Genomic DNA, 20,941 nt, shown 5'->3' with positions numbered 1-20,941 from the left:
CAACGACTGACAACCATGATCACGGACAGGTATTTCCTTTGATAGCAAGGGAAATACCGAACCCGCCGCAGGTCGGGCACGAGCCGAGTAAGTACAAGGGGTCGCAGGTTCAAATCCTGTCAGCCCGACGTTTGCCCAGGTGAGAGAAGGTTTCTTGCCTGGGCATTGTCGTGTCATGGGTCGAAAGTGACGGCAGGAATCAGCAAGCGGCCCGGCACCTCGTCGGCTCCGTTGCGAGGTTCGCCCGGGGCGGCTGGCGGATCCAAGGAGCCGAGCGGGAAAATCGTGGGTGTGACGGACAGCTCTGGTGACTTCGTGCTGACAATCGACGAGTTGCGCGAGGTCACGCGATACGCGGTCGAAGCCGCGCAGGGCGTCGTTGATGTGTTTGAACTTTCCCAGCCCGACGACGCCCGTCCCCGAGACGCCATCGGTGCGGCGTGGGACTTCGTGAACGGAGCGACGCGCAGCAATCGTCAGCGCGTCGCGGCGCGAGATGCGCACCGTGCGGCGAAGGAGGCGACGAGCGAGGCCGCTGCCTGCGCGGCTCAGTCGGCGGGCGATGCTGCAGCCGCCGCTTACCTGCATCCGCTGGCCAAGGCGACCCAGGTGGGACATATTCTCCGGGCCGCGGCCAACGCGGCGCGGGTGGCAGAGCTTCAAGCCGGCGATGATCCTGCTGCTGGAACGGCTTCGATCAACCAGGCCGTCGAGCGAGCCACCCCGCTGCTTGTCGACGTGCTGCGCCGCTATCCGGATGCCTCGCAGGGGCAGAGCCGAGTCGCCCAGCTGATGGCAGGTCTCGACGCCCAGCTCCGGCTCGCGCGATAGTCAAAGGCCATTGCCGAGGAGCGTCACCTCCGCCGGAACATCGGCTTTGGCCAGGCCGGCGCGCCCTTGACCCTCCAGGAGCTGACGCTGCGTCATCCGCCGGAGCCCGAGGAACGACGCCCAGAGGGCACCTGCAACGCCGAGGACAGCGAGAGCGCCCCGGAGATGCCCTGGGTCAGGTCGATGTCCATGGCGGTGACGAGCTGCCAGGTCCAGATCAGGCCGAAGAGACGACCGCATAGAGCGTCGATCAGAGGTCCTTGACGACGTAGAGGTATTCCTCCATCCGGTCTGTGGAGGCATCTTCCTGGTCACTCACCACTGAGATCATATTCGGCAGGTATTTCACCAGACGCCGGAAGCAGTTCGACGCGTAGACAAAAACCCGGCCCTCAGGCGAGAAACCCGCCGCACGAAAGTCCTCTTCGTCGTCGGCCTCGGGGGACTGCCCCCACCGTGGTCCACATCACCACATCCCCTCTCCACGACCTCCGCCGCTCCACCCCCTCCCTGCTACCCTGTGCACGCGATCGACACGTGGTCTCACGGCCATGCGCGACCGGCGCTCACACGGCCAGGTCGCGGTCCGCACTGGTGAGCGTCGATCGCTTCTCTCCGGCAATTTCGTAACCGGCATTTTCCGTTCCAGGAAACACCCACGAGAAGGTGGTTCGATGCGGAAGCGATCTGCGCTCGTCACCGGTGGCGGCCGCGGTATCGGGCTCGCCGTCGCGCGGGCGCTGGCCGAAGGGGGTGACGCGGTCGCGGTCACCTGTCGTAGTGCGGAGCCGCCGGACGGGTTGCTCGGGATCCCTTGTGACGTAACCGATTCGGCGTCCGTCGATGCGGCTTTCACGGCGGCGGAAAAGGCGCACGGGCCGGTCGAGGTGATGGTGGCCAACGCGGGAACGACGATGGATCAGCTGGGCGCCATGATGTCCGAGAGCGCGTTCACCTCGGTCCTGGACACCAACCTTACGGGGGTCTTCCGCACGGTCCGGCGTGGGTTGCGGGGCATGATCCGCGCCAGAACAGGCCGGATTGTGTTGATCTCCTCCGTCGTGGCGATGCAGGGCGCGCGGGGGCAGGCGAACTACGGGGCGTCGAAAGCGGGGCTGATCGGGCTCGCGCGGTCGCTGGCCCGGGAGGTGGGTGGCCGCGGGATCACCGTCAACGTGGTGACGCCGGGGTTCATCACGACGGACATGACCAAGGACCTGCCGGACAAGGTCAAAGAAGCGGCACTCGCGGGCATCCCACTGGGCCGGTACGGCGACGCGGACGACGTCGCGCGTGTCGTGCGGTTTCTGGCCAGTGACGAAGCCGCGTACCTGACCGGGGCGATCGTCCCGGTCGACGGTGGTATGGGAATGGGGTATTGATGGGCATCCTCGCCGGCAAGCAGATTCTCGTGACGGGGGTGCTGACCACCGACTCGATCGCGTTCCACGTGGCCAGGCTCGCGCAGGAGCAGGGCGCCGAAGTGGTGCTCACCGGCTTCGGCCGGATGAGCCTGGTCGAGCGCATCGCCAAACGGCTGCCGGTGCCGCCGCCGGTGCTGGAGCTCGACGTGACCGACGAAGGGCAGTGCGCGTCGCTGGCCGAGCGGGTTCGCGCGCATGTGGACGGGCTCGACGGGGTGGTGCACGCGATCGGGTTCGCGCCGGAGGCGGCGCTGGGCGGCAACTTCCTGAACGCCTCGTGGGCCGACGTCTCGACGGCGCTGCACATCTCGACGTATTCGATGCAGGCGCTGGCCACGGCGACGATGCCGCTGCTGCGCGAGGGCGCCTCGATCGTGGGTCTCGACTTCGACGCCACGGTGTCCTGGTCGGCGTACGACTGGATGGGTGTGGCCAAGGCGGGGCTGGAATCGTGTTCCCGGTACCTGGCCAGGCATCTGGGGCCGCGCGGCGTCCGGGTCAACCTGGTCGCGGCCGGGCCGCTGCGCACGGTGGCGGCCAAGGGCATTCCCGGCTTCGAGGACTTCGAGCACACGTGGCACAGCCGCGCCCCGCTGGGCTGGAAGGCGACCGAGATCGAGCCGGCCGCACGAGCCTGCGTCGGGCTCCTCTCCGATTGGTTCCCGGCCACGACGGGCGAGATCGTGCACGCCGACGGCGGCTATCACGCGATGGGTGACTGACGAAGGCCGACTGACCCGGAAGAAACGGTCCGGGCGGGCGCGGGCAGTACCGCGCACGCCCGGACCGTTTTCGTTTTCCCCATTTTCACCCGGACGGCGCAGGGTCCCGGCAAAGTTGGTCGAAGGGCCTGTGATCAGCAGAGAACCGTGGCTCCCGCGTCATCATGGGCGGTGCCTGCCATCTCGATCGATTGCGCCTGGCAGCGGGCGATGCGGTTGTGTTCGAAGTGCGCGACCACCTCGTGGTGTGTGCCGGACCTGTTTCCGCAGTCTGCGCACGACCCTTCACACCGACTTTGCCGACACCCTGCCCGGACGGCGGCTCCCGGGAACGGCTGAATCATGCGGGGTCGCGAAAGGTAAATCGACGGCAAATCCCGCGCCGGGGGTCGCGAAGTCGATCTTCCATCGGAGTAGGAAATAAATTCATCATTACTGGACAGTAGGCTCCGGCCGCGCTCGCTTTCCACACTCCGGAATCGCCGTTTGAAACCTTCGCCCGAATTGCCCGCCGGGACGACCCACGGTAAACCTTGAACGGAGTTCAAATTACCGGGTACTTCGATCTTTCCCCGATGAAAACACCTCTTCGAGCTGCGGAAACACTGCTGTGACCCAGCTGTCACGCGCATTGACCGCTCACTCGATCGTGTGAGAGTGTGACTACCGGTCGGTTCTGGGGAAGATCGAATCACGTGACCGCGGTGCGCTCGAATGCATCGCGATCCTTCTCTTGCGCTGCCCGCACAGTCAACGAGCCAGGCATGACTCGACATTGAGGTGGCCGGTGCGCGACATAGCGATCGTGGGTATGGGGTGCCGTTTCCCGGGGGCGCGAAACCTCCAGGAATATTGGCGGCTGCTGGTGGCCGGACGCCGCCGGTTCTCGGCGGTTCCGCCGGAGCGCTGGGACCATTCCGCTTACTACGACCCCGACGACAAACGGGCGTCGAAACGCTCCTACACCGACCGGATCGCGGTGCTCGACGAGGTCGACCAGTTCGACGCCGCGCACTTCCGGATGTCGCCCCGCCGCGTACAGGCGATGGACCCGCAGCACCGGCTGCTGCTGCAGACCTCGCGCGAGGCGCTGCAGGACGCGGGCTGGGAGCGCAAGCCCTTCGACCGCCACGGCACCGGGGTCTTCTTCGGGATGAGTTCCTCGGAGTACATGGAGCTTTCGCCCGACGTCCGCACGATCCAGCCGTTCACGGTGCCCGGTGGCCTGCTGAACATGGCGGCGGCCACGGTCAGCCAGTACTTCGACCTCGGCGGTCCCAGTTTCACCGTGGACGCGGCCTGCTCCTCCAGCTTGATCGCGCTGCAGGAAGCCGTCACGCACCTGCGTGCCGGGCACTGCAGCGCGGCGCTCGTCGGCGGCGCCTATCTGGCCCTCGCGCCGGTCGGCCTGGTGGGCTTCGCGAAGGTCGGCGCGCTGTCGATGGCCGGCGTGTGCCGGCCGTTCGACCGGAGAGCCGACGGATTCGTGCTCGGTGAAGGAATCGGCACGATCGTGCTCCGCCCGCTCGACGAGGCCGTCGCAGCGGGCGATCGTGTTTATGCGGTGGTGCGCGGCATCGGCGTGTCCAACGACGGCACCACGGACGGGCCGATGACGCCCCGCACCGAGGGGCAGGTCCTCGCGCTGGAGCGGGCGTATGCCGATGCCGAGGTGAACCCGAGGTCGGTCGGCTTCATCGAGGCGCACGGCACGGCGACCGTGGTGGGCGACCGCGTGGAACTCGAAGCGCTCAAACGGATCCGCGCGACCGACGACGAGCAACCCGAAGGCACCGCCTACCTTTCGTCGGTGAAGAGCCTGATCGGGCACAGCCTCAGCGCGTCCGGGATGGCTAGCCTGATCAAGGCGGCGCTGGTCCTGCACTATCGCACGATCGTCCCGCAGCCGGAGACCGAGGTCGATCCGGAAGCGGGTCTCGCCGAGGCCGGGCTGCGGATTCCGGCCGAGCCCACGCCTTGGGAGGCGAACGGCTCGCCGCGGCGGGCGAGTGTGAGCGGTTTCGGGTTCGGCGGTACCAACGCGCACATCGTACTCGAAGAAGGACTGTCCACTGTGGCCACGGCGGCAGTGCCGGATCGGCCGGAACTGTTCCTGTTCTCCGCGGCGACCCCGGCTTTGCTCGCCCAGCACGTCGGCGAAGTCCTCGACGAACTCGCGGCGATGCCGACCGTGTCGCACCGCGCCGTCGCCCACACGCTCGCTTCGCGGCGGCTGCTCCCGGCCCGGCTGGCGGTCGTCGCCGGTGATCGGGAGGAACTGCGGACACGCCTGATCGACGCCAAACGGTCGCTGGAGCAGGGTCGTCTCGGCCACCTCGGCGACGCGGGCTACGCGGGCAAAACCCCGCTGCCGCTGACCAAGCGGGCGGTCGCGTTCCTGTTTCCCGGGCAGGGCAGCCAGCGGCCCGGCATGCTCGGCGATCTGTATCAGCGGTTCGCCGCGCTCCGCGAACGTGCCGACACGCTGGACGCCGTTCTCCGCCGCGAGGCCGGCTTTTCCGGGCTGGAAGCGGTCTACGGGCCGGATGCGGCGACTGAACCGGGACGTGCCCGTCTCACCGGCACAGACGTCTGCCAGCCCTCGCTCGGCGTGCTCGGACTCGCTGCGGCGCGGACGGTGACCGCCCTGGGCGTGGCGCCGATGCTCACGCTCGGCCACAGCGTTGGCGAGTTCCCGGCCGCGGCGGTGGCCGGTGCACTGTCCGATGAGGAGGTCGTTCGCCTGCTCGCCCTCCGGGGTGCCCGGATGCGCAAGGCGGAACAGGCGGAAAGCGGCGGAATGCTCGCGCTGCGCGCCAGTGCCGAGCAGACAGAACAGCTGCTGCAGGGCGTCGAGGGCGCGTGGCTGTCCGGGTACAACCACCCGCGGCAGACAGTGGTCAGCGGCCGGGCGGACGGCCTGGCCGAGGTCGCACGGCGGTGCGCTGCCGAAGAGATCGATGCCCACCAGCTGGAAGTCTCCAACGGCTTCCACTCGCCGCTGCTGGCCGGAACCGGCGAAGGCATCGCGAAAGACCTGGCCAGCGCGCCCATCGTCGCGCCCGGACTGCGCTACGTCTCGTCGGTCAGCGGTCTCGCCTGCGAGAACCCCGAGGAACTCCGGGAGCTGTGGGCCTCGCACGCCGTCGCGCCGATCCGATTCGCCGCCGCCGCCGAAGCCGCCTACGCGGCGGGCGCGCGGATTTTCGTCCAGGTGCTCGGCGGCCACACGGTGCTGGCCACGATGCGGCAGAACCTGCGCGAGCACGACGACGCGCACTACGTCGAGCTGAGCGCCGAGGAACCCGATGACGGCCGCACTTTCCTCGGCGCGCTGGGCCTGCTCGCGGTGCTCGGCGTCCCCGTCGATCCGATGCCGTTGTTCGACCCCGCGGAGGCGCTGCTGAGCCTGCCGGCCTCGCCGTTGCGGACGCGCCGCTACTGGGTCCAGCAGGACGAGGCCCGTCACCAGCACACGTCCGAGCCCGCCCCCGAAGCCGTGAAGGAGCACCCCATGAGCGACGTCGTGACCCTGCTGCGCGAACAGCTGGCTGTGCTGCAGGCTTTCGATCCCGTTGCAGTCCCAGCGGCCCCGGCCCCGCTCCCCGAGCCCGCGAAGGCCGCCCCGCCCGCCGCCGGTGAGTTCGACCGTGTTCGGTCCACTGTGTACGACCACATCTCCCGGATCAGCGCTTTCCCCATCGATCAGCTGCACGACGAGCACCTGGTCGTGCAGGAACTCGGCTTCGACTCGCTGATGCTCACCGAGCTGGTCGGGTCGGTGCAGAAGACCTGGCCGCAGGTGAGCGACCAGCTCAAGGCCGGTGCCATCGCCCCGCGCCCGACGATCGCCGAGATCGTGTCGACGGTCGGCGGCATGCTGAACCTCTCCCCCACGCCCGCGCCGGCGAAACCCGAACCCGGCGACACGACGGTCGCCCCGGAGTACCGCATCGAGGACTTCCCCGAGGCGCAGCTGCTCGCGTCGCAACTCAGCTCCCCCGAGCACAACCCGTACTTCCTGCTGCACGAAGGCACGGCGTCCGGCACGACCCGCATCGACGGCCGTGAGCTGGTGTGCTTCTCCAGCTACAACTACCTCGGGCTGACCGGCCATCCGGTGATCAAGCAGGCGGTCACGGATGCGCTCGACACCTACGGCAGTTCCGTGTCGGCGAGCCGGTTCCTCTCCGGTGACCGTCCGGTGCACCAGCACCTTGAGGCCGAGCTGGCCCGCCTGCTGGGCACCGAGGACGCGATCGTGCTGGTCAGCGGCCATGCGACGAACGTGTCGGTGATCGGGCACCTGCTCGGGCCGCAGGACCTGGTCGTGCACGACGAACTCGCGCACGACAGCATTCTCCAGGGCTGCAAGCTGTCCGGCGCCCGCCGGCTTCCCTTCCCGCACAACGACATGGCCGAGCTGGACGCCCTGCTTACCCGCGCCCGCAAGCAGTACCGGCGCGCGCTGGTCGTGGTCGAAGGCGTGTACAGCATGGACGGTGACCTGGTCGACCTGCCCAGGCTCATCGAGGTCAAGCAGCGGCACGGCGTGCTGGTCATGGTCGACGAGGCGCACAGCGTCGGGACCGTCGGGCCGAACGGCGGTGGCGTCGGTGATCACTTCGACGTCGACCGGTCTGCGATCGACCTGTGGTCCGGCACGTTGTCGAAGTCGCTGTCCAGCTGTGGCGGGTACGTCGCCGGTTCGGCGAATGTGGTGCAGTACTTGAAGTACAGCGTTCCCGGATTCGTCTACAGCGTCGGATTGACCCCGACGAACACGGCGGCGGCCCTGGCCTCGCTCCGTGTCCTGCGCGAGGAACCGGAGCGGCTGGCGCGCCTGCGCAGCAACGCCGCGCTGTTCCTCGACGCGGCACGCAAGGCGGGTTTGAACACCGGGCCGAGCGAGGGATCGCCCGTGGTGCCCTGCGTCGTCGGCGACTCCGCGCTGACGCTGCGGCTGGCCGAAGTGCTGTTCGAGCGCGGGATCAGCGTGAATCCGATCATGTACCCCGCGGTGCCCGAGCACGAAGCGCGCCTGCGGTTCTTCATCACCTCCGAGCACACCGCCGAGCAGATCACCAGGACGGTTTCGGTGGTCGCCGAGGAACTCCAGCGGCTGCGCGCGAACTGACCACCCGAACACCCGGCATCCACCAAAGACTGTCAGGAGTCGTTCTGTGTCTTCACCACCCACCGCTGCCACCGACACGGGGTCCGAACCGGACGACGTCCGGCCCTCGCCGAGGTTGCCGTTCGCGCTGCGCCGCCCGCGCTGGGTGCTGGTGCTCGGTCTGTTGTTCCTGATCGTGACCGGTGCGCTGGCCGGTGGTGCGTCGTCGGTGCTGAAGAACGGCGGTTTCGACGACCCGAACTCGGACTCCGCCTTCGCGGCGAACCTGATCGCGCAGAAGTTCCCTGCCGCACAGCCGAATCTGGTGCTGGTGGTACGCAATGACGACGGTCCGGTCGACACGGCCGCGGAGACCGGCCGCCGGGTGCTGGCGACGCTGGCCGGCGAACGAGACGCGCAGCTCGTGGGCAGCTACTTCGCCGGCGGCGATCCGAGCCTGCGGTCCAAGGACGGGCACAGCGCCTTGACGCTCGTGCACGCGGCGGGCGACGAAGACGCGGTCGGCCGGACGACGAGCCGGTTGCACGACCGGCTGGCCAAGGCCGACGGTCCGGTCACCGTGCGTTTCGGTGGCCTGGCCCAGATCAACAACGACCTGACCGAGCAGACCGACAACGACGTGGCGCTGTCGGAACTGATCGCGCTCCCGTTGACGCTGATCCTCCTGTTCTTCGTCTTCCGGGGACTGATCGCGGCGCTGCTCCCGGTGCTCGTCGGCGTGCTGTCGATCTCCGGTTCGCTGGCCTTCCTCTACGGACTCGGCCAGACGATCTCGGTGTCGGTCTTCTCCGTCAACCTGATCACCGCGCTCGGCCTGGGGCTGGCGGTCGACTACAGCCTGCTGATCGTGTCCCGGTACCGCGAGGAACGAAGTCGCGGGCTGGCAGGACCGGAGGCGATCCTCGCGACCTTGCGGACCGCCGGGCGCACGGTGATCTTCAGCGGCGTGATCGTGGCCGCGGTGCTGACCACGCTGCTGGTGTTCCGGCAGTACTTCCTCAGCTCCTTCGCCTACGCGGGCGTCGCGGTCGTGGCGATCACCCTGCTGTGCGTGCTTTTCCCCTTGCCTGCCGCGCTTCTGCTGCTCGGCGACCGGATCGACAAGTGGTCGTTTGCCAAGCCCCGGCCCGAGCGCCCGGCCGAGGAGGACCGGATGTGGGGCCGGATCGCCGGTGCGACGATGCGCCGCCCCGGACTGTTCGGGCTCCTCGTGGTCGTGCTGCTCGCGGTTCTGGCGGTGCCGATCTTCGGCGCGCAGTTCGGCGTGCCCGACGAGCGTGCGCTGCCGCAGGGCACGGAAAGCCGCGTGGTCACCGACGTTGTGCGGACCCAGTTCACCGGCGACACCGAAGCTGCGCTGTCGGTGGTCAGCCCGGATTGGCCGGGCGGCTCCGGCGATCTGGCCGGTTACGCGGCGAAGCTGTCGGAAGTGCCGCACGTGACCGGCGTCGCCAGTGCCGCGGGTCAGTTCGTACAGGGCAGGCAGGTCGGCCCGGCGGGGCCTGGCTCCAGTTCGGGCGGAGCGACGTTGTTGCAGGTCAACCACGACGTGGAGCCGTTCTCGACCGACGGCGAACAGCTGGTGCAGGCAGTGCGCGCAGTGCCGGTGCCGGGCGATCACCGAGTGGCCGTCGGCGGGCTGCCCGCCCAGTACCTCGATGTCACGGCGTCGATCGGCGACCGGCTGCCGCTGGGGGTCGGGCTGGCCGCGCTGCTGACGTTCCTGCTGCTCGGTGCCGCGACCGGGAGCATCCTGCTGCCGATCAAGGCGGTGGTGTGCAACGTCCTCGGTCTGCTGGCGGTGCTGGGCGCGATGGTGTGGGTGTTCCAGGACGGCCACCTGGCCGATCTGTTCGGCGTCACGCCCGCGCCGATCGCGGTGACGATTCCGGTGCTTTTGCTGGTGATCGCCTACGCGCTGTCGATGGACTACGAGATGTTCCTGCTCTCCCGCATCAAGGAGAGCTTCGACGAGACCGGCGATCCCGTGCTGTCGGTCCGGAAAGGACTCGGCGGGAGCGGCCCGATCATCAGTGCCGCGGCCGCGATCCTCGCCGTGTCCTTTTTCTCCACCGCCATTTCCGGCGTCTCGCTGGCGAAGCTGTTCGGGATCGGGACCGGACTCGCCGTGCTGGTGGACGCCCTGCTGATCCGCGGGGTGCTGGTGCCCGCGTTCCTGAAGATCGCCGGCCGCGCCGCCTGGTGGGTGCCGCCGGCGGTGCAGAAGCTCACCGACCGCATTTCCGGGACTGTCGGCCATCGCTGAACCGAACTGAGGAGATCCAGTGGATGCACCGAATGCCACGCTCGTGACCGGATCGGCGATCCGGAGCGGAACGGAACTGGCGCGCGACGCGCTGGCCCTGGCCGGCCGGTTGCGCCGGGCCGGGCTCCGCCCCGGCGAGCGCGTCCTGCTCAAGGCGGACAACTCGCTGGAGTCGGTGACCGCGCTGCTCGCGCTGATCCATCTCGACGCGTCGATCGTCCTGCTCGACGACCGCCAGACCGCCGAGGAATGCGCCCGCGTCACCGTCGTGTCGAAGGCCCGCTGGGCGCTCGGCGGCCAGGACGGCGACCTGGCCGAAGGCGTGCGCCACCTTCCGACGGACGAGCCGGACGGGTTGTCCGGCCCGGCCGACGAGACCGAACTCGACTTCACCGCCTGGCACCGGCGCCAGGACGCGCTCATCACCTGGTCCTCGGGCTCGACCGGGCTGCCCAAGGGCATCGTCCGGTCCGGGCAGGTACTGGCCGACGATCTGGAACGGTCCCGGGCGCGGATGGGCTACCGCGACAGCGACGTCTTCCTCCCGCTCGTGCCACTCTCGCACTTCTACGGGCTCACCCTGGTGCTCATCTGGTGGCGGATCGGCGCGACCCTGGTCGTCACGCCGACCAGCCGGCTGGACCAGGCGTTGCGCGTCGGGACCGAGGCCGGTGCGACGGTGGTCGACGCGACACCGTCCACTTTGCACAGCATCCTGAACCTGACCGAGCGCCGTCCGCAGTACCTGGTGGAGCTGTCCTCGGTGCGTATGTGGTGCGTCGGCGGGGCGCCGCTGAGCAGCACCTTCGCGGATCGCTTCGCGTCGGTGTTCGGGCTCCCGCTGCTGGACGGCTACGGCAGCAACGAAGCGGGCAACATCGCGCTCGCCTCCCCGGACAACCCGGTCGGCTCCGGCCGCCCGCTGGACGGGGTGGAGGTCACGATCGTCGGCGCGGACGGCAATCCGGTCTCGATCGGCAGCACCGGCGAGATCGTGGTGCGCAGCCCGGCGATGATGGTCGGCTACCTCGCCGACGACGGTTCGATCGCGCCGATCGAGTCCGACCTGTATCGGACCGACGACCTCGGGTACTGGGACACCGAAGGCAACCTCTACGTGGTGGGCCGCAAGTACGCCGTGCACCGGCTCGGCCACACGCTCTACCCCGAGGCGATCGAGCGCCGCGCCGAGGCGTGCGGGCGGCCGGTGAAGATCGTCGTGCTGGAGGACGAGCGCCGCGGCTGCCAGCTGGTGTTCGTGGTCGCCGATCCGGACGGCTCCAGCGCCCAGCTGTGGCGGCGGGAGATCGACGCGCTGCTGCCGGCCTACGAGCAGCCGAACCGGGTGCTGGTGGTCGAGCAGTTCCCGCTCAACGGCAATGGGAAACCGGACATGGTGGAGCTGCGCCGGCTCACCCGGCAGCGCCTCGGCGAGGGCTCCGCCCGGCCGATGGTGCCCACCACCGCGCTGGCGCTGACCTCGGTGCCGCTGCCCGAGCGGCTGCGCGCGATCCACGACGTGATCGGATTCCTCAAGGACCGGCCGGACCAGGTGGCCGACATTCTCACCGAGATCTCGATCCGCAGATCCGTGGACGAGGAGATCGAATCGTCCATCCGCACGCTGGAGGGCGCGGCCGACGAGATCGACCGCTACCGGCCCAAGCGCATCTCGCAGCTCGCGGTGTTCATGTCCTCGAACATCATCCTCTACTCCTACGTGCTGCACGCGCTGGTCCCGTCGCTGTTCACCGAGCGGATCGTGGCCCGGCCCTCCAGCCAGGTGGCCGCGCAGACCCATCGGCTGCACGAGCTGCTCGCGCCGGTGCACGGCCTGCCGGTGGAGATGTCGCGGGCGGGCCAGCGGGCGTTCGTCACCGGCCCGGCGGCGAACGCCCAGGTGCTGGTGTTCACCGGGGCGTATGCCAACGCCGAAGAGCTGCGGGGCAAGCTGCGCCCGGACCAGCTGCTGCTGTTCTTCGGGCAGGGCATCAACCCGTTCGTCGTCGGCCCGGACGCCGACGGTGAACGCGCGATCGAGGACGCCATCCGGATCCGGCTGCTCAACTCCGGGCAGGACTGCTTCGGCCCGGACGTGTACTTCGTGCACAGCTCGATGCGGGAACGTTTCGTCCGCGGCGTCATGAAGCGGCTCGCCGAACAGCGTTACGGCGACTATTCCGACCCGGACACCGACTACGGCGCCCTGTTCTACGACACCGCGCTCCGCTCGGCGACCGAGTACCTGCTGCGCAACCGGGAACACGTGCTGGCCGGCGGCGAGGTCGATTTCCGCACCGGACACGTGCAGCCGACGGTCCTGGTGCGCGATATCGGCGACTCGCTCGACATCAGCGAGTTCTTCTCGCCGATCTTCAACATCGTGGTCTACGAAGACGAGAAGCAGCTCAACGACGCACTCGCCTCGCCGTATTTCGCCGAACGCGCGATGGCCGCGATGCTGTACGGCACCGGCGATGTGCTGGCGCACAAGCTGCGTAAACGCCACACCGTGACGATCGACTCCACGCTTCTGGAGGCCGACAGCGGCAACCATCCGTTCGGCGGGCGCGGGGTCATGGCGAACTACGCGGCGTACCAGGGACGCCGGGTCGCCGAGCCGCTGCTGGTCTCGAAGACGGTCGCCCAGTTCGGCATCGGGGTATGACTGTGTCCACAATGTACGCCAGCCCTTGGCACGCAGCAGTCGGGTTGCTCGTGCACCGCGCGGTAAGCACGGTGTTCGGGTTGCCCGGCGACGATCTCGGCCTGCTTCATGCGCTCGAAAGCACCGACGTGCGCATGATCCTGTGCCGCGATCAGCGCGGCGCGATGTTCATGGCGACCGGATATGCCATGCAATCCGGCACCACCGGCGTGTGCGTGGTCGGTAAGGGACCGGCGCTGACCAACGTGCTGACCGGTCTGCTGGAAGCACGCAGCTCCGGGGTACCGGTGGTCGTCCTGGCGGGCGGCACTGCCGCCGCTCGCCGCGATGCCGCGGCTTTCCAGGAACTCGACCAGCTTCCTCTGGTCACGCCGCTGGTCAAGTGGGCGGCGCGGGTCGACCATCCGGACCGGCTGATCCCGTTGCTGGAGAAGGCTTTCCTGATGGCCGGCAGCGGCGCACCGGGGCCGGTCTACCTGGAGATCCCGGACGAGCTGACCAGCGGCGAGATCGTCCGCAACCGCCCTTGGGCGTCGATGCCGGAGGTCGCTGCGGAAGTGGAGGCCACGGACCAGGCGCTGGAGTTGCTCCGTGCGTCGCGACGGCCGGTGCTGCTGGTCGGTGGCGGGATGCGCGGACGCAATGCCGACGGACGGCTCGAAGCGTTCGCCGACCGGATCGGCGCGGCGATCTTCACGACCGCGTCCGGCCGCGGCGTCGTCGACGAGGACCACCCGGCGTTCTGCGGGCTTGCCGGGCTGTACTCGCCGGCCGAAGCCGGGCCGGTCTGGCGGAACACGGACCTGCTGGTCACGGTCGGCAGCCGCCTCGAAGAGACCGCGACCTACGGCAGTGGCTTCGCCTCCCCCGGAGTGCCGGTACTGCAGGTCAACCTGGATGCGGCCGGAATGTCGACGGACCTTCCCGGCGCCACCGTGCTCGGCGAAGGAGCCGCGGTGGTGGCGAGCTGGCAACGCGCGCTGGGGTCCGATCCGGCGAACGCCGAATGGCGGACCACGGTCGCCGCTTGCCGGACCGGCGCGCAGACGGCCGTCGCGAACCGGCTCGGCGAGCTGGCCGAATCGGGCCGGCTGCACGTCGCGGAGATCCTCGCCACGCTGGACCGGACCGCGCCGCCGGACCGGATTTTGGTGCAGGAGAACGGGTTGCAGGACATGTGGTCCTACTTCTTCCCGTACTGGACGATCCCCGCGGGCGCCGGATCGATCGTGCCTTCGGAACAGACGACGCTGGGCTTCGGCACGGCCGCGGCCGGCGGGGTCAAGCTGGCCGCCGGGGCACGTCCGGTCGTCGCGTTCGTCGGGGACGGCGCGTTCGCCATGGTCGCCGCCGACGTGGCGACGCTCGCCGAACACGGCGTCGGAGTGCTGTACATCGTGCTGCGCAACCGCGGCTACGGCTGGTTGCAGTCCCAGCTGGACCAGCACGGTGACGCGGCGACGCGGTTCCGGTTCCTGAGCCAGGACGCCGCGCTGACCGTGCCTGCGCATCCGGCCGTCTGGCACACGGTCGTCGCCGAGAAGGCCGGCTTCGCCGAGGCGCTCGGCCAGGGGTTGCTGGAGAGTTCGAAAGGCCGCGTCGCCGTGCTCGAAGTCCCCCTGACCATCGACGACGTCCCGCCCGGCATCGAGGAACTCGACGGAGACTTCCCCGGCGCCGCAGTCAACGCACCGCCGACCCCTGTTACGGAGAATGGAGCCGACACTCATGAGCGCTGAGTACCGGGCGCATCGGCGCCGGGTCGTGGTCACCGGCTGTGGCGTGATCTCGCCGGTCGGCCTGAACGCCGCGGACTTCTGGCAGTCCCTGCTCGCCGGCCGCAGCGGTGTGGCGCCGATCGAGTCGTTCGACGCCACCGAGCTGCCGACCCGGATCGCCGGCGAGATCCGGGGGTTCGACCCCGAGCGGTTCATGCCCAAGCGGGTGCACCGGCGGATCGACCCGTTCGCCCGGTACGCGCTGGCCGCCGCGATCGAGGCGGTCGAAGCGGCGAAGCTGACGATCGACGACGAGCTGGCGCCGCGGGCCGGGGTGCTGATCGGGTCCGGCTACGGCGCGAGCCAGACACAGACGCACGTGTCCCTGACGCTGGAGCACAAAGGACACCGGGCGGTCGGCCCGTTCACCGCGGCGGCGTCGGCGATCGACAACGCCGCGGGCGAGGTGGCGCTTCGCTTCGGGATCATGGGTTCCTCCGGAGCGATCAGCACGGCGTGCGCGAGCGGCACGTCCAGCGTCGGCGAGGCGATGCGCTGGATTCAGCACGGCTACGCCGACGTCGTGCTCGCCGGTGGCGCCGACGCCTCGGTGACCGGATCGGACATCGCCTCGGCCTGCTCCGCCCGTGCGCTGTCCCGTCGCAACGATGAGCCGGAGAAGGCCTCCCGGCCGTTCGACAACGAGCGCAGTGGCTTCGTCATGGCCGAGGGCGCCGGGATGCTGGTGCTGGAAGAAGCCGAACGCGCGATGCGCCGTGGTGCGCCGATTCTCGCCGAACTCATCGGGTACGGCGCGAGCAGCGACGCCCACCACCCGACCGCGCCGCATCCCGAAGGTCTCGGCGCGGAGCTGGCCATCAAGGGCGCCCTCACCGACGCCGGGATCGATCCGTCCACTGTGGATTACGTCAACGCCCACGGCACCAGCACGAAACTCAACGACCGCACCGAATCCCTCGCGATCCGCAAGGTGCTCGGCGAGCACGCGACCCGGATCCCGATCAGCTCGACCAAGTCGATGACCGGGCACATGATCGGCGCCGCCGGTTCGGTCGAGCTGATCGCGTGCATCCACGCCATCCGCGACGGGGTCGTCCCGCCGACGATCAACTGCGACGACCCCGAGGACACCGGACTCGACTACGTGCCGCACCGCCCGCGGGAACACCGGGTCGAGGTCGCGATGAGCAATTCGTTCGGCTTCGCCGGGCACAACGCGGTCGCCCTCGTCCGGTCCTGGCGCCCCTGATCCTCCTCTCACCCCCGAAGAATCCGCCTGAAACGAAAGGGAAGCACATGAACGACGAAGAGATCCGCACCGGTTTCGCCGCCATCCTCGACGAGGTCGCCGGCACCGACGTGGACGAGGTCACGATGGAACGCTCGTTCGAGGAACTCGACATCGACTCGCTGCTGATGGTGGAGGTCGTAGTCGCCGCCGAAGACCGGTTCGGCGTCAGCATTCCCGAGGACAGCCTGGCGAAGGTGACCACCGTCGGCGACATCGTCGGGCTCATCCAGGGCAATCTCGCCGCCGTATGACCCGGGTGGGGCACCGCCTCCCTCCCCCGCCTGCGGTGCCCCACCCGTTCCACCCGCGAACCCCCGGTCATCGATGAAGGAAGGTCATGGAGCAGAACCCCTTTGCGCCGGCGTCCGGTGAAGCCGGGCGCTCCTACCACGGACTGCACGACGGCCGGTTCGCGAAGCTGTGGCCGCAGGCCGGTCCGCCGGCCCCGGCGGCGGTGCTCGCCCACGAGGCCTTCCGGGCGATGGTGCTGAGCGAGCCTTATCCCTGCCTGGTCTCCCGCGGCGTGCTGCGCCGCGGCGACTACCGGTTCGGCGCCTACGCCGCTCTGGGCAGCGCGGAAGCCGCGCAAGCGGCCGCTGCCGACCTCTGGCAGTTCATCCACGACTTTCCCATCCGCGCGGACCATTTCGCCTCGTTCGTCGCCAGCTTCGACGGGCCGATCTGCGCGGACGAGGCGCAGTTCGAGCAGGTGCTCTGGTCCCATCTGCAGCTCATGCACGACGCCGACCGGGAACATCACGAATGGAATTCCGGCGTCGGCTCAGATCCCAACGCGAAGGGCTTCTCCTTCAGCTTCTCCGGCCGCGCCTTCTTCGTCGTCGGCATGCACCCGGCGTCCTCCCGCTGGGCGCGCCGGGGCGCCCGGCCCACCCTGGTCTTCAATGCGCACGAGCAGTTCGACATTCTCCGCGAGACCGGCCGGATGGCGCCGATCACCGGAGCGATCCGCGCGCGTGATCGCGAAATGCAAGGACACGAGAACCCGGCGCTGCGGTATTTCGACGGCGACCATCCCGAGACGGTCATGTATTCCGGACGGCTGCCCGAGGACGGCTGGAAATGCCCGCTGCACATCGCGCCCGGCGCGCCGGTGAACCCGTGACCGGCTTCGAGGCCCTCGTGGGCCGGACCTACCCGCCGACCGCGCCGTACGAGGTCGGCCGGGAGCACATCCGGGCGTTCGCCGACGCCATCGGCGACGACTCTCCCGTCTACCGGCAGCCCGAAGCCGCGCGGGCACTGGGGCACCCGGATGTCGTTGCGCCGCCGACCTTTCCGGTCGTGTTCACCTTCGCCGCGACCCAGCAGGTCGTGGACGACCCGGACGTCGGCGTCGACTTCAGCCGGGTCGTGCACGGCGGGCAGCGGTTCACCTACCAGCGGCCGATCTGCGCGGGCGACCGGCTGACCTGCGCGGTCGCGATCGAGAACATCAAGCTGCTGGCCGGCAATCTCCAGATCACGATGCGCACCGAGGTGCGCTCCGTCGCGGGCGAAGCGGTGCTGACGGACTGGTCGACCATCGTCGTGCGGGCCGAGTGAGGGCGAGGTGAACGAGTCCCCCACCGGCCGGCGCTGGGCGACGCTGGCGATCTGCTGCCTGGCGTCGCTGCTGCTCGGTATCGACCTGACGGTGCTCCACCTGGCCGTTCCCGCGCTGACCGAGGCGCTCGCCCCGTCGGCCGGTCAACTGCTGTGGATCGCCGACGTCTACGGCTTCGTCCTCGGCGGCTTGCTGCTCACGATGGGCACGGTCGGCGACCGCATCGGCCGGAAACGGCTGCTGGTCATCGGATTGTCCGCCTTCGGCCTGTTTTCGCTGGCGACCGCGTACGCGCCGAACCCGGAGCTGTTGATCGCCGCCCGGGCGTTACTGGGAGTCGCCGGCGCCACGGTGATGCCGTCAACGCTGTCGATCATCCGGCAGGTCTTCGCCGATCCGCGCGAGCGCGCGGCCGCGATCGGTCTGTGGAGCGGCACTGTCACCGCCGGTTTCGCGGTCGGGCCGCTCATCGGCGGTGCGCTGCTCGCCCATTTCTGGTGGGGGTCGGTCTTCCTGATCAACGTGCCGGCGGCCGCGCTGATCGTGCTGGCGGGCCTGCGGGTGCTGCCCGAATCGCGCAACCCCCGTCCGGCGCGGCTCGACCTGCTCAGCATTCCGCTTTCGGTGGTGGGCCTGGTCTCCACGATCTATGCGATCACCGAAAGCATCCGCGGCGGACCGGGCCGGCTACCGGTCATCGTGGCCGCGGTCGCCGGGATCGGCGGGCTGGTCCTGTTCGGGCGGCGGCAGGCCCGGCTGGCCGAACCGCTCATCGACTTCCGCCAGTTCCGTCGCGCCGAGTTCTCGATGTCGGTCGGGGGCGCGCTCGTCGCGATGTTCGGGACCACCGCGATCTCCCTCATCTTCGCCCAGTATTTCCAGCTGGTGCTCGGATGGACGCCGCTGGCCGCCGGAGCCGCGAGCCTGCCCGGCGCGATCGCGGCGGTGGCGGGCGGACTCGCCGCCGCTCCGCTGGCCGCCGTCTGGGGGCGTTCACGCGTCGTCGCTTCCGGGTTCGGCTTGATCGCGCTCGGCTGTCTCCTGTACTCGACGGTGGAGACGACCGCCCGCTACGAGCTGCTGCTGGTGCCGATGGTCCTTTTCGGCTTCGGCACCGGTCTCGCGGTCACGGTCGCGAGCGACACGGTCCTGGCGAGTGTCCCGACGGAACGCTCCGGATCGGCCGCCGCGATCTCGGAGACCGCGTTCGAACTCGGTGGCGCATCAGGGATCGCGGTGATCGGGAGCGTGCTCAGCGGCGTTTACCACGCCCGGCTCGGCGCCCCGGACGGACTGTCCGGCTCGACCGCGGTCCAGGTCCGCGAATCGCTCGGCGGCGCGTTGGAAGCGGCGCGGTCGCTGCCGCCGGACTCCGCGGCGGCGGTCAGCCAGGCGGCGAAGGAGGCGTTCGTGAGCGGCATCGAGGTCGCCACCATCGCGTGTGCCGCGGTGGCCGCCGGGTTCGGCCTGATCGCGCTGGTGATGCTGCGGCGCGTGACCGCTCCGGTCGGCGAGGTGGCCGATGCGTGAACGACGAGCGTTCAATACGGAGGTCGGCCACGTGGTGCACGGTGATGTCGGTCGGGAGCTGGCGGGCCGGATCGCCGCCGCGGTGGAAACGTCCCAGGCCGTGGGCTGCGACCCGGCAGACGTGGCGATCCGGGTCTCCGGCCGCCCCGGCGTCGACTACCAGAGCACCATCGCGCTGAGCCTGGCGAGCGAGCAGGGCGGCGACCCCCAGGAGATCGCGGCCGGGATCGCAGCCGAACTGGACACCGCCGATCTCCTGGAACCACCCGAGATCGGCGGCCCCGGATTCCTCAACCTGGTGCTGCGCCGGGAATGGCTCGAACAGCGCGCGACCGCGTTGCTGGAGGACGCCCGGATCGGCGTCGCACCAGCGGAGCGTCCCCGGCGGATCGCCATCGATTACTCAAGCCCCAATGTCGCCAAGCAAATGCACGTCGGGCATCTGCGTTCGTCGATCATCGGCGACGCACTCGCGCGGATGCTGCGCTTCGCCGGCCACGACGTGACTCCGCACAACCACCTCGGCGACTGGGGCACGCCGTTCGGCATGCTCATCGAGCACCTGGTCGAAGAGGGCTGGACCGGCTCCGCCTCGGCCGGGCACACGATCGTCGACCTCGACGGGTTCTACCTGGAAGCCCGCAAGAAGTTCGACGCCGACCCGGATTTCGCCCTCCGCGCGCGTCGTCGCGTCGTCCTTCTCCAAGGCGGCGACGAACAGTCGACCGCGTTCTGGCGGCTCCTCGTCGACGAGTCCACGCGGCATTTCGAGCAGGTGTACGACCTGCTCGGCGTCGGCCTCACCCCGGACGACAGCTATGGGGAAAGCTTCTACCATCCCTATCTCGCCGGTGTCGTCCGTGATCTGACCGTGCAGGGGCTGACCGAATCCAGCGACGGCGCGATCTGCGCGTTCCCGGCCGGCTTCTTCAACCGGGACGGCGAGCGGTCGCCGCTGATCGTGCGCAAACGTGGCGGCGGTTACGGCTACGCGATCACCGATCTGGCGACCGCCCGCTACTGGATCGACAACCGCGGTGCCGAGGAATTGCTTTACGTGGTCGGCAATCCTCAGGCACAGCACTTCGCGATGATCTTCACCTTGCTGCGAGAAGCCGGGTGGCTGAGCGAGGACCAGCGGGCCGAGCACATCGGCTTCGGCTCGATCCTCGGCGATGACGGCAAAACCATCCGCTCCAGGGCCGGCGGCTCGGTGAAACTGATCGATCTGCTCCGCGAAGCCGTCGAACGGGCCGCCGCCCTCGTCGCCGAACGCGGCGGACTGGCCGGCGACGATGCGGCCGAAGTGGCCCGCGCGGTCGGCATCGGCGCGGTCAAGTACGCCGACCTGTCCGGCAACCGCGGCAAGGACTACACCTTCGACTGGGACCGGATGCTGGCGATGGACGGCAACACCGCCGTGTATCTCCAGTACGCCAACGCCCGGATCCGGTCCATCCTGCGCAAAGCGGCCCCGCCCGCCGGGACTCCGGTGGTGCTCGCCGACCCTGCCGAACGTCGGCTGATGCTGAAGATTCTGCAGTTCCCGCAGGCTTTCGACCGAGCGGTCACCGAGCGTGCGCCGCATCGGCTGTGCACCTACCTGTACGACACGGCGCGAGCCTTCTCCGGCTTCTACGAAAGCTGCCCGATCCTCACGGCGGCGCCGGACCTGCGTGACTCGCGGCTGGTGCTGGTCCTGCTCACGTCAAGGGTGCTGACGCTGGGGCTGTCCCTGCTGGGGATCGAGGCGCCGGAACGGCTGTAGG

At 69.2% G+C, this 20,941-nt stretch carries 13 protein-coding genes; all 13 read left to right on the top strand.

Translation table 11 applies throughout. The features are described from left to right. Positions 1-291: 291 nt before the first annotated feature. Complete coding sequence (locus tag D5S19_RS23375) at positions 292-831, top strand: putative immunity protein (RefSeq protein WP_120025548.1); 540 nt, start codon at positions 292-294, stop codon at positions 829-831. A gap of 674 nt (positions 832-1,505) precedes the next feature. Next, positions 1,506-2,213 (top strand): 3-oxoacyl-ACP reductase FabG, encoded by a 708-nt coding sequence (gene fabG / locus D5S19_RS23370; protein WP_120025547.1) that lies wholly within the window; start codon positions 1,506-1,508, stop codon positions 2,211-2,213. Then, positions 2,210-2,977 (top strand): enoyl-ACP reductase FabI, encoded by a 768-nt coding sequence (fabI, locus tag D5S19_RS23365; protein WP_199730656.1) that lies wholly within the window; start codon positions 2,210-2,212, stop codon positions 2,975-2,977. Before fabG ends, fabI begins: the two co-directional genes overlap by 4 nt. Positions 2,978-3,764: 787 nt before the next feature. Beyond that, positions 3,765-8,114 (top strand): type I polyketide synthase, encoded by a 4,350-nt coding sequence (locus D5S19_RS23360; RefSeq protein WP_199730655.1) that lies wholly within the window; start codon positions 3,765-3,767, stop codon positions 8,112-8,114. A gap of 46 nt (positions 8,115-8,160) precedes the next feature. Beyond that, positions 8,161-10,380 (top strand): MMPL family transporter, encoded by a 2,220-nt coding sequence (locus D5S19_RS23355; protein WP_120025544.1) that lies wholly within the window; start codon positions 8,161-8,163, stop codon positions 10,378-10,380. Positions 10,381-10,399: 19 nt separating this feature from the next. Continuing rightward, positions 10,400-13,048 carry an aldehyde dehydrogenase family protein gene (locus tag D5S19_RS23350; protein ID WP_120025543.1) on the top strand — a complete coding sequence of 883 codons (2,649 nt, stop codon included), beginning with the start codon at positions 10,400-10,402 and terminating at the stop codon, positions 13,046-13,048. Further along, the gene (locus tag D5S19_RS23345; RefSeq protein ID WP_120025542.1) at positions 13,045-14,787 is read left to right on the top strand and encodes a thiamine pyrophosphate-binding protein; all 1,743 of its coding nucleotides are present in this window, start codon (positions 13,045-13,047) and stop codon (positions 14,785-14,787) included. The genes D5S19_RS23350 and D5S19_RS23345 overlap by 4 nt, the downstream gene beginning before the upstream one ends. Then, complete coding sequence (gene fabF, locus D5S19_RS23340; protein WP_120025541.1) at positions 14,777-16,036, top strand: beta-ketoacyl-ACP synthase II; 1,260 nt, start codon at positions 14,777-14,779, stop codon at positions 16,034-16,036. Before D5S19_RS23345 ends, fabF begins: the two co-directional genes overlap by 11 nt. A gap of 47 nt (positions 16,037-16,083) precedes the next feature. Further along, positions 16,084-16,329: an acyl carrier protein gene (locus tag D5S19_RS23335; protein ID WP_120025540.1), complete on the top strand. Its 246-nt coding sequence runs from the start codon at positions 16,084-16,086 to the stop codon at positions 16,327-16,329. A gap of 86 nt (positions 16,330-16,415) precedes the next feature. Continuing rightward, the gene (gene gntA, locus D5S19_RS23330) at positions 16,416-17,201 is read left to right on the top strand and encodes a guanitoxin biosynthesis heme-dependent pre-guanitoxin N-hydroxylase GntA (protein WP_120025539.1); all 786 of its coding nucleotides are present in this window, start codon (positions 16,416-16,418) and stop codon (positions 17,199-17,201) included. Continuing rightward, positions 17,198-17,641: an FAS1-like dehydratase domain-containing protein gene (locus tag D5S19_RS23325; RefSeq protein ID WP_120025643.1), complete on the top strand. Its 444-nt coding sequence runs from the start codon at positions 17,198-17,200 to the stop codon at positions 17,639-17,641. The genes gntA and D5S19_RS23325 overlap by 4 nt, the downstream gene beginning before the upstream one ends. A gap of 7 nt (positions 17,642-17,648) precedes the next feature. Then, positions 17,649-19,172, top strand: coding sequence for an MFS transporter (locus D5S19_RS23320; RefSeq protein WP_120025538.1), 1,524 nt, complete (start codon positions 17,649-17,651; stop codon positions 19,170-19,172). Continuing rightward, on the top strand, positions 19,165-20,940 hold the full coding sequence (argS, locus tag D5S19_RS23315; protein ID WP_120025537.1) for an arginine--tRNA ligase: 1,776 nt from the start codon (positions 19,165-19,167) through the stop codon (positions 20,938-20,940). Before D5S19_RS23320 ends, argS begins: the two co-directional genes overlap by 8 nt. Position 20,941 lies beyond the last annotated feature (1 nt).

Origin of the sequence: Amycolatopsis panacis (assembly GCF_003600245.1) — a bacterium.
In the GTDB taxonomy this organism is placed as follows: domain Bacteria; phylum Actinomycetota; class Actinomycetes; order Mycobacteriales; family Pseudonocardiaceae; genus Amycolatopsis; species Amycolatopsis sulphurea.
Note: the sequence above shows the minus strand (reverse complement) of the source record. Positions and strands in the feature narration are given on the sequence as shown.

Bases quoted from the DNA above. Each gene is read 5' to 3' on its own strand.
- fabG (WP_120025547.1), top strand. From the start codon at position 1,506: ATGCGGAAGCGATCTGCGCTCGTCACCGGTGGCGGCCGCGGTATCGGG.
- D5S19_RS23345 (WP_120025542.1), top strand. From the start codon at position 13,045: ATGACTGTGTCCACAATGTACGCCAGCCCTTGGCACGCAGCAGTCGGG.
- fabF (WP_120025541.1), top strand. From the start codon at position 14,777: ATGAGCGCTGAGTACCGGGCGCATCGGCGCCGGGTCGTGGTCACCGGC.
- D5S19_RS23335 (WP_120025540.1), top strand. From the start codon at position 16,084: ATGAACGACGAAGAGATCCGCACCGGTTTCGCCGCCATCCTCGACGAG.
- gntA (WP_120025539.1), top strand. From the start codon at position 16,416: ATGGAGCAGAACCCCTTTGCGCCGGCGTCCGGTGAAGCCGGGCGCTCC.
- argS (WP_120025537.1), top strand. From the start codon at position 19,165: ATGCGTGAACGACGAGCGTTCAATACGGAGGTCGGCCACGTGGTGCAC.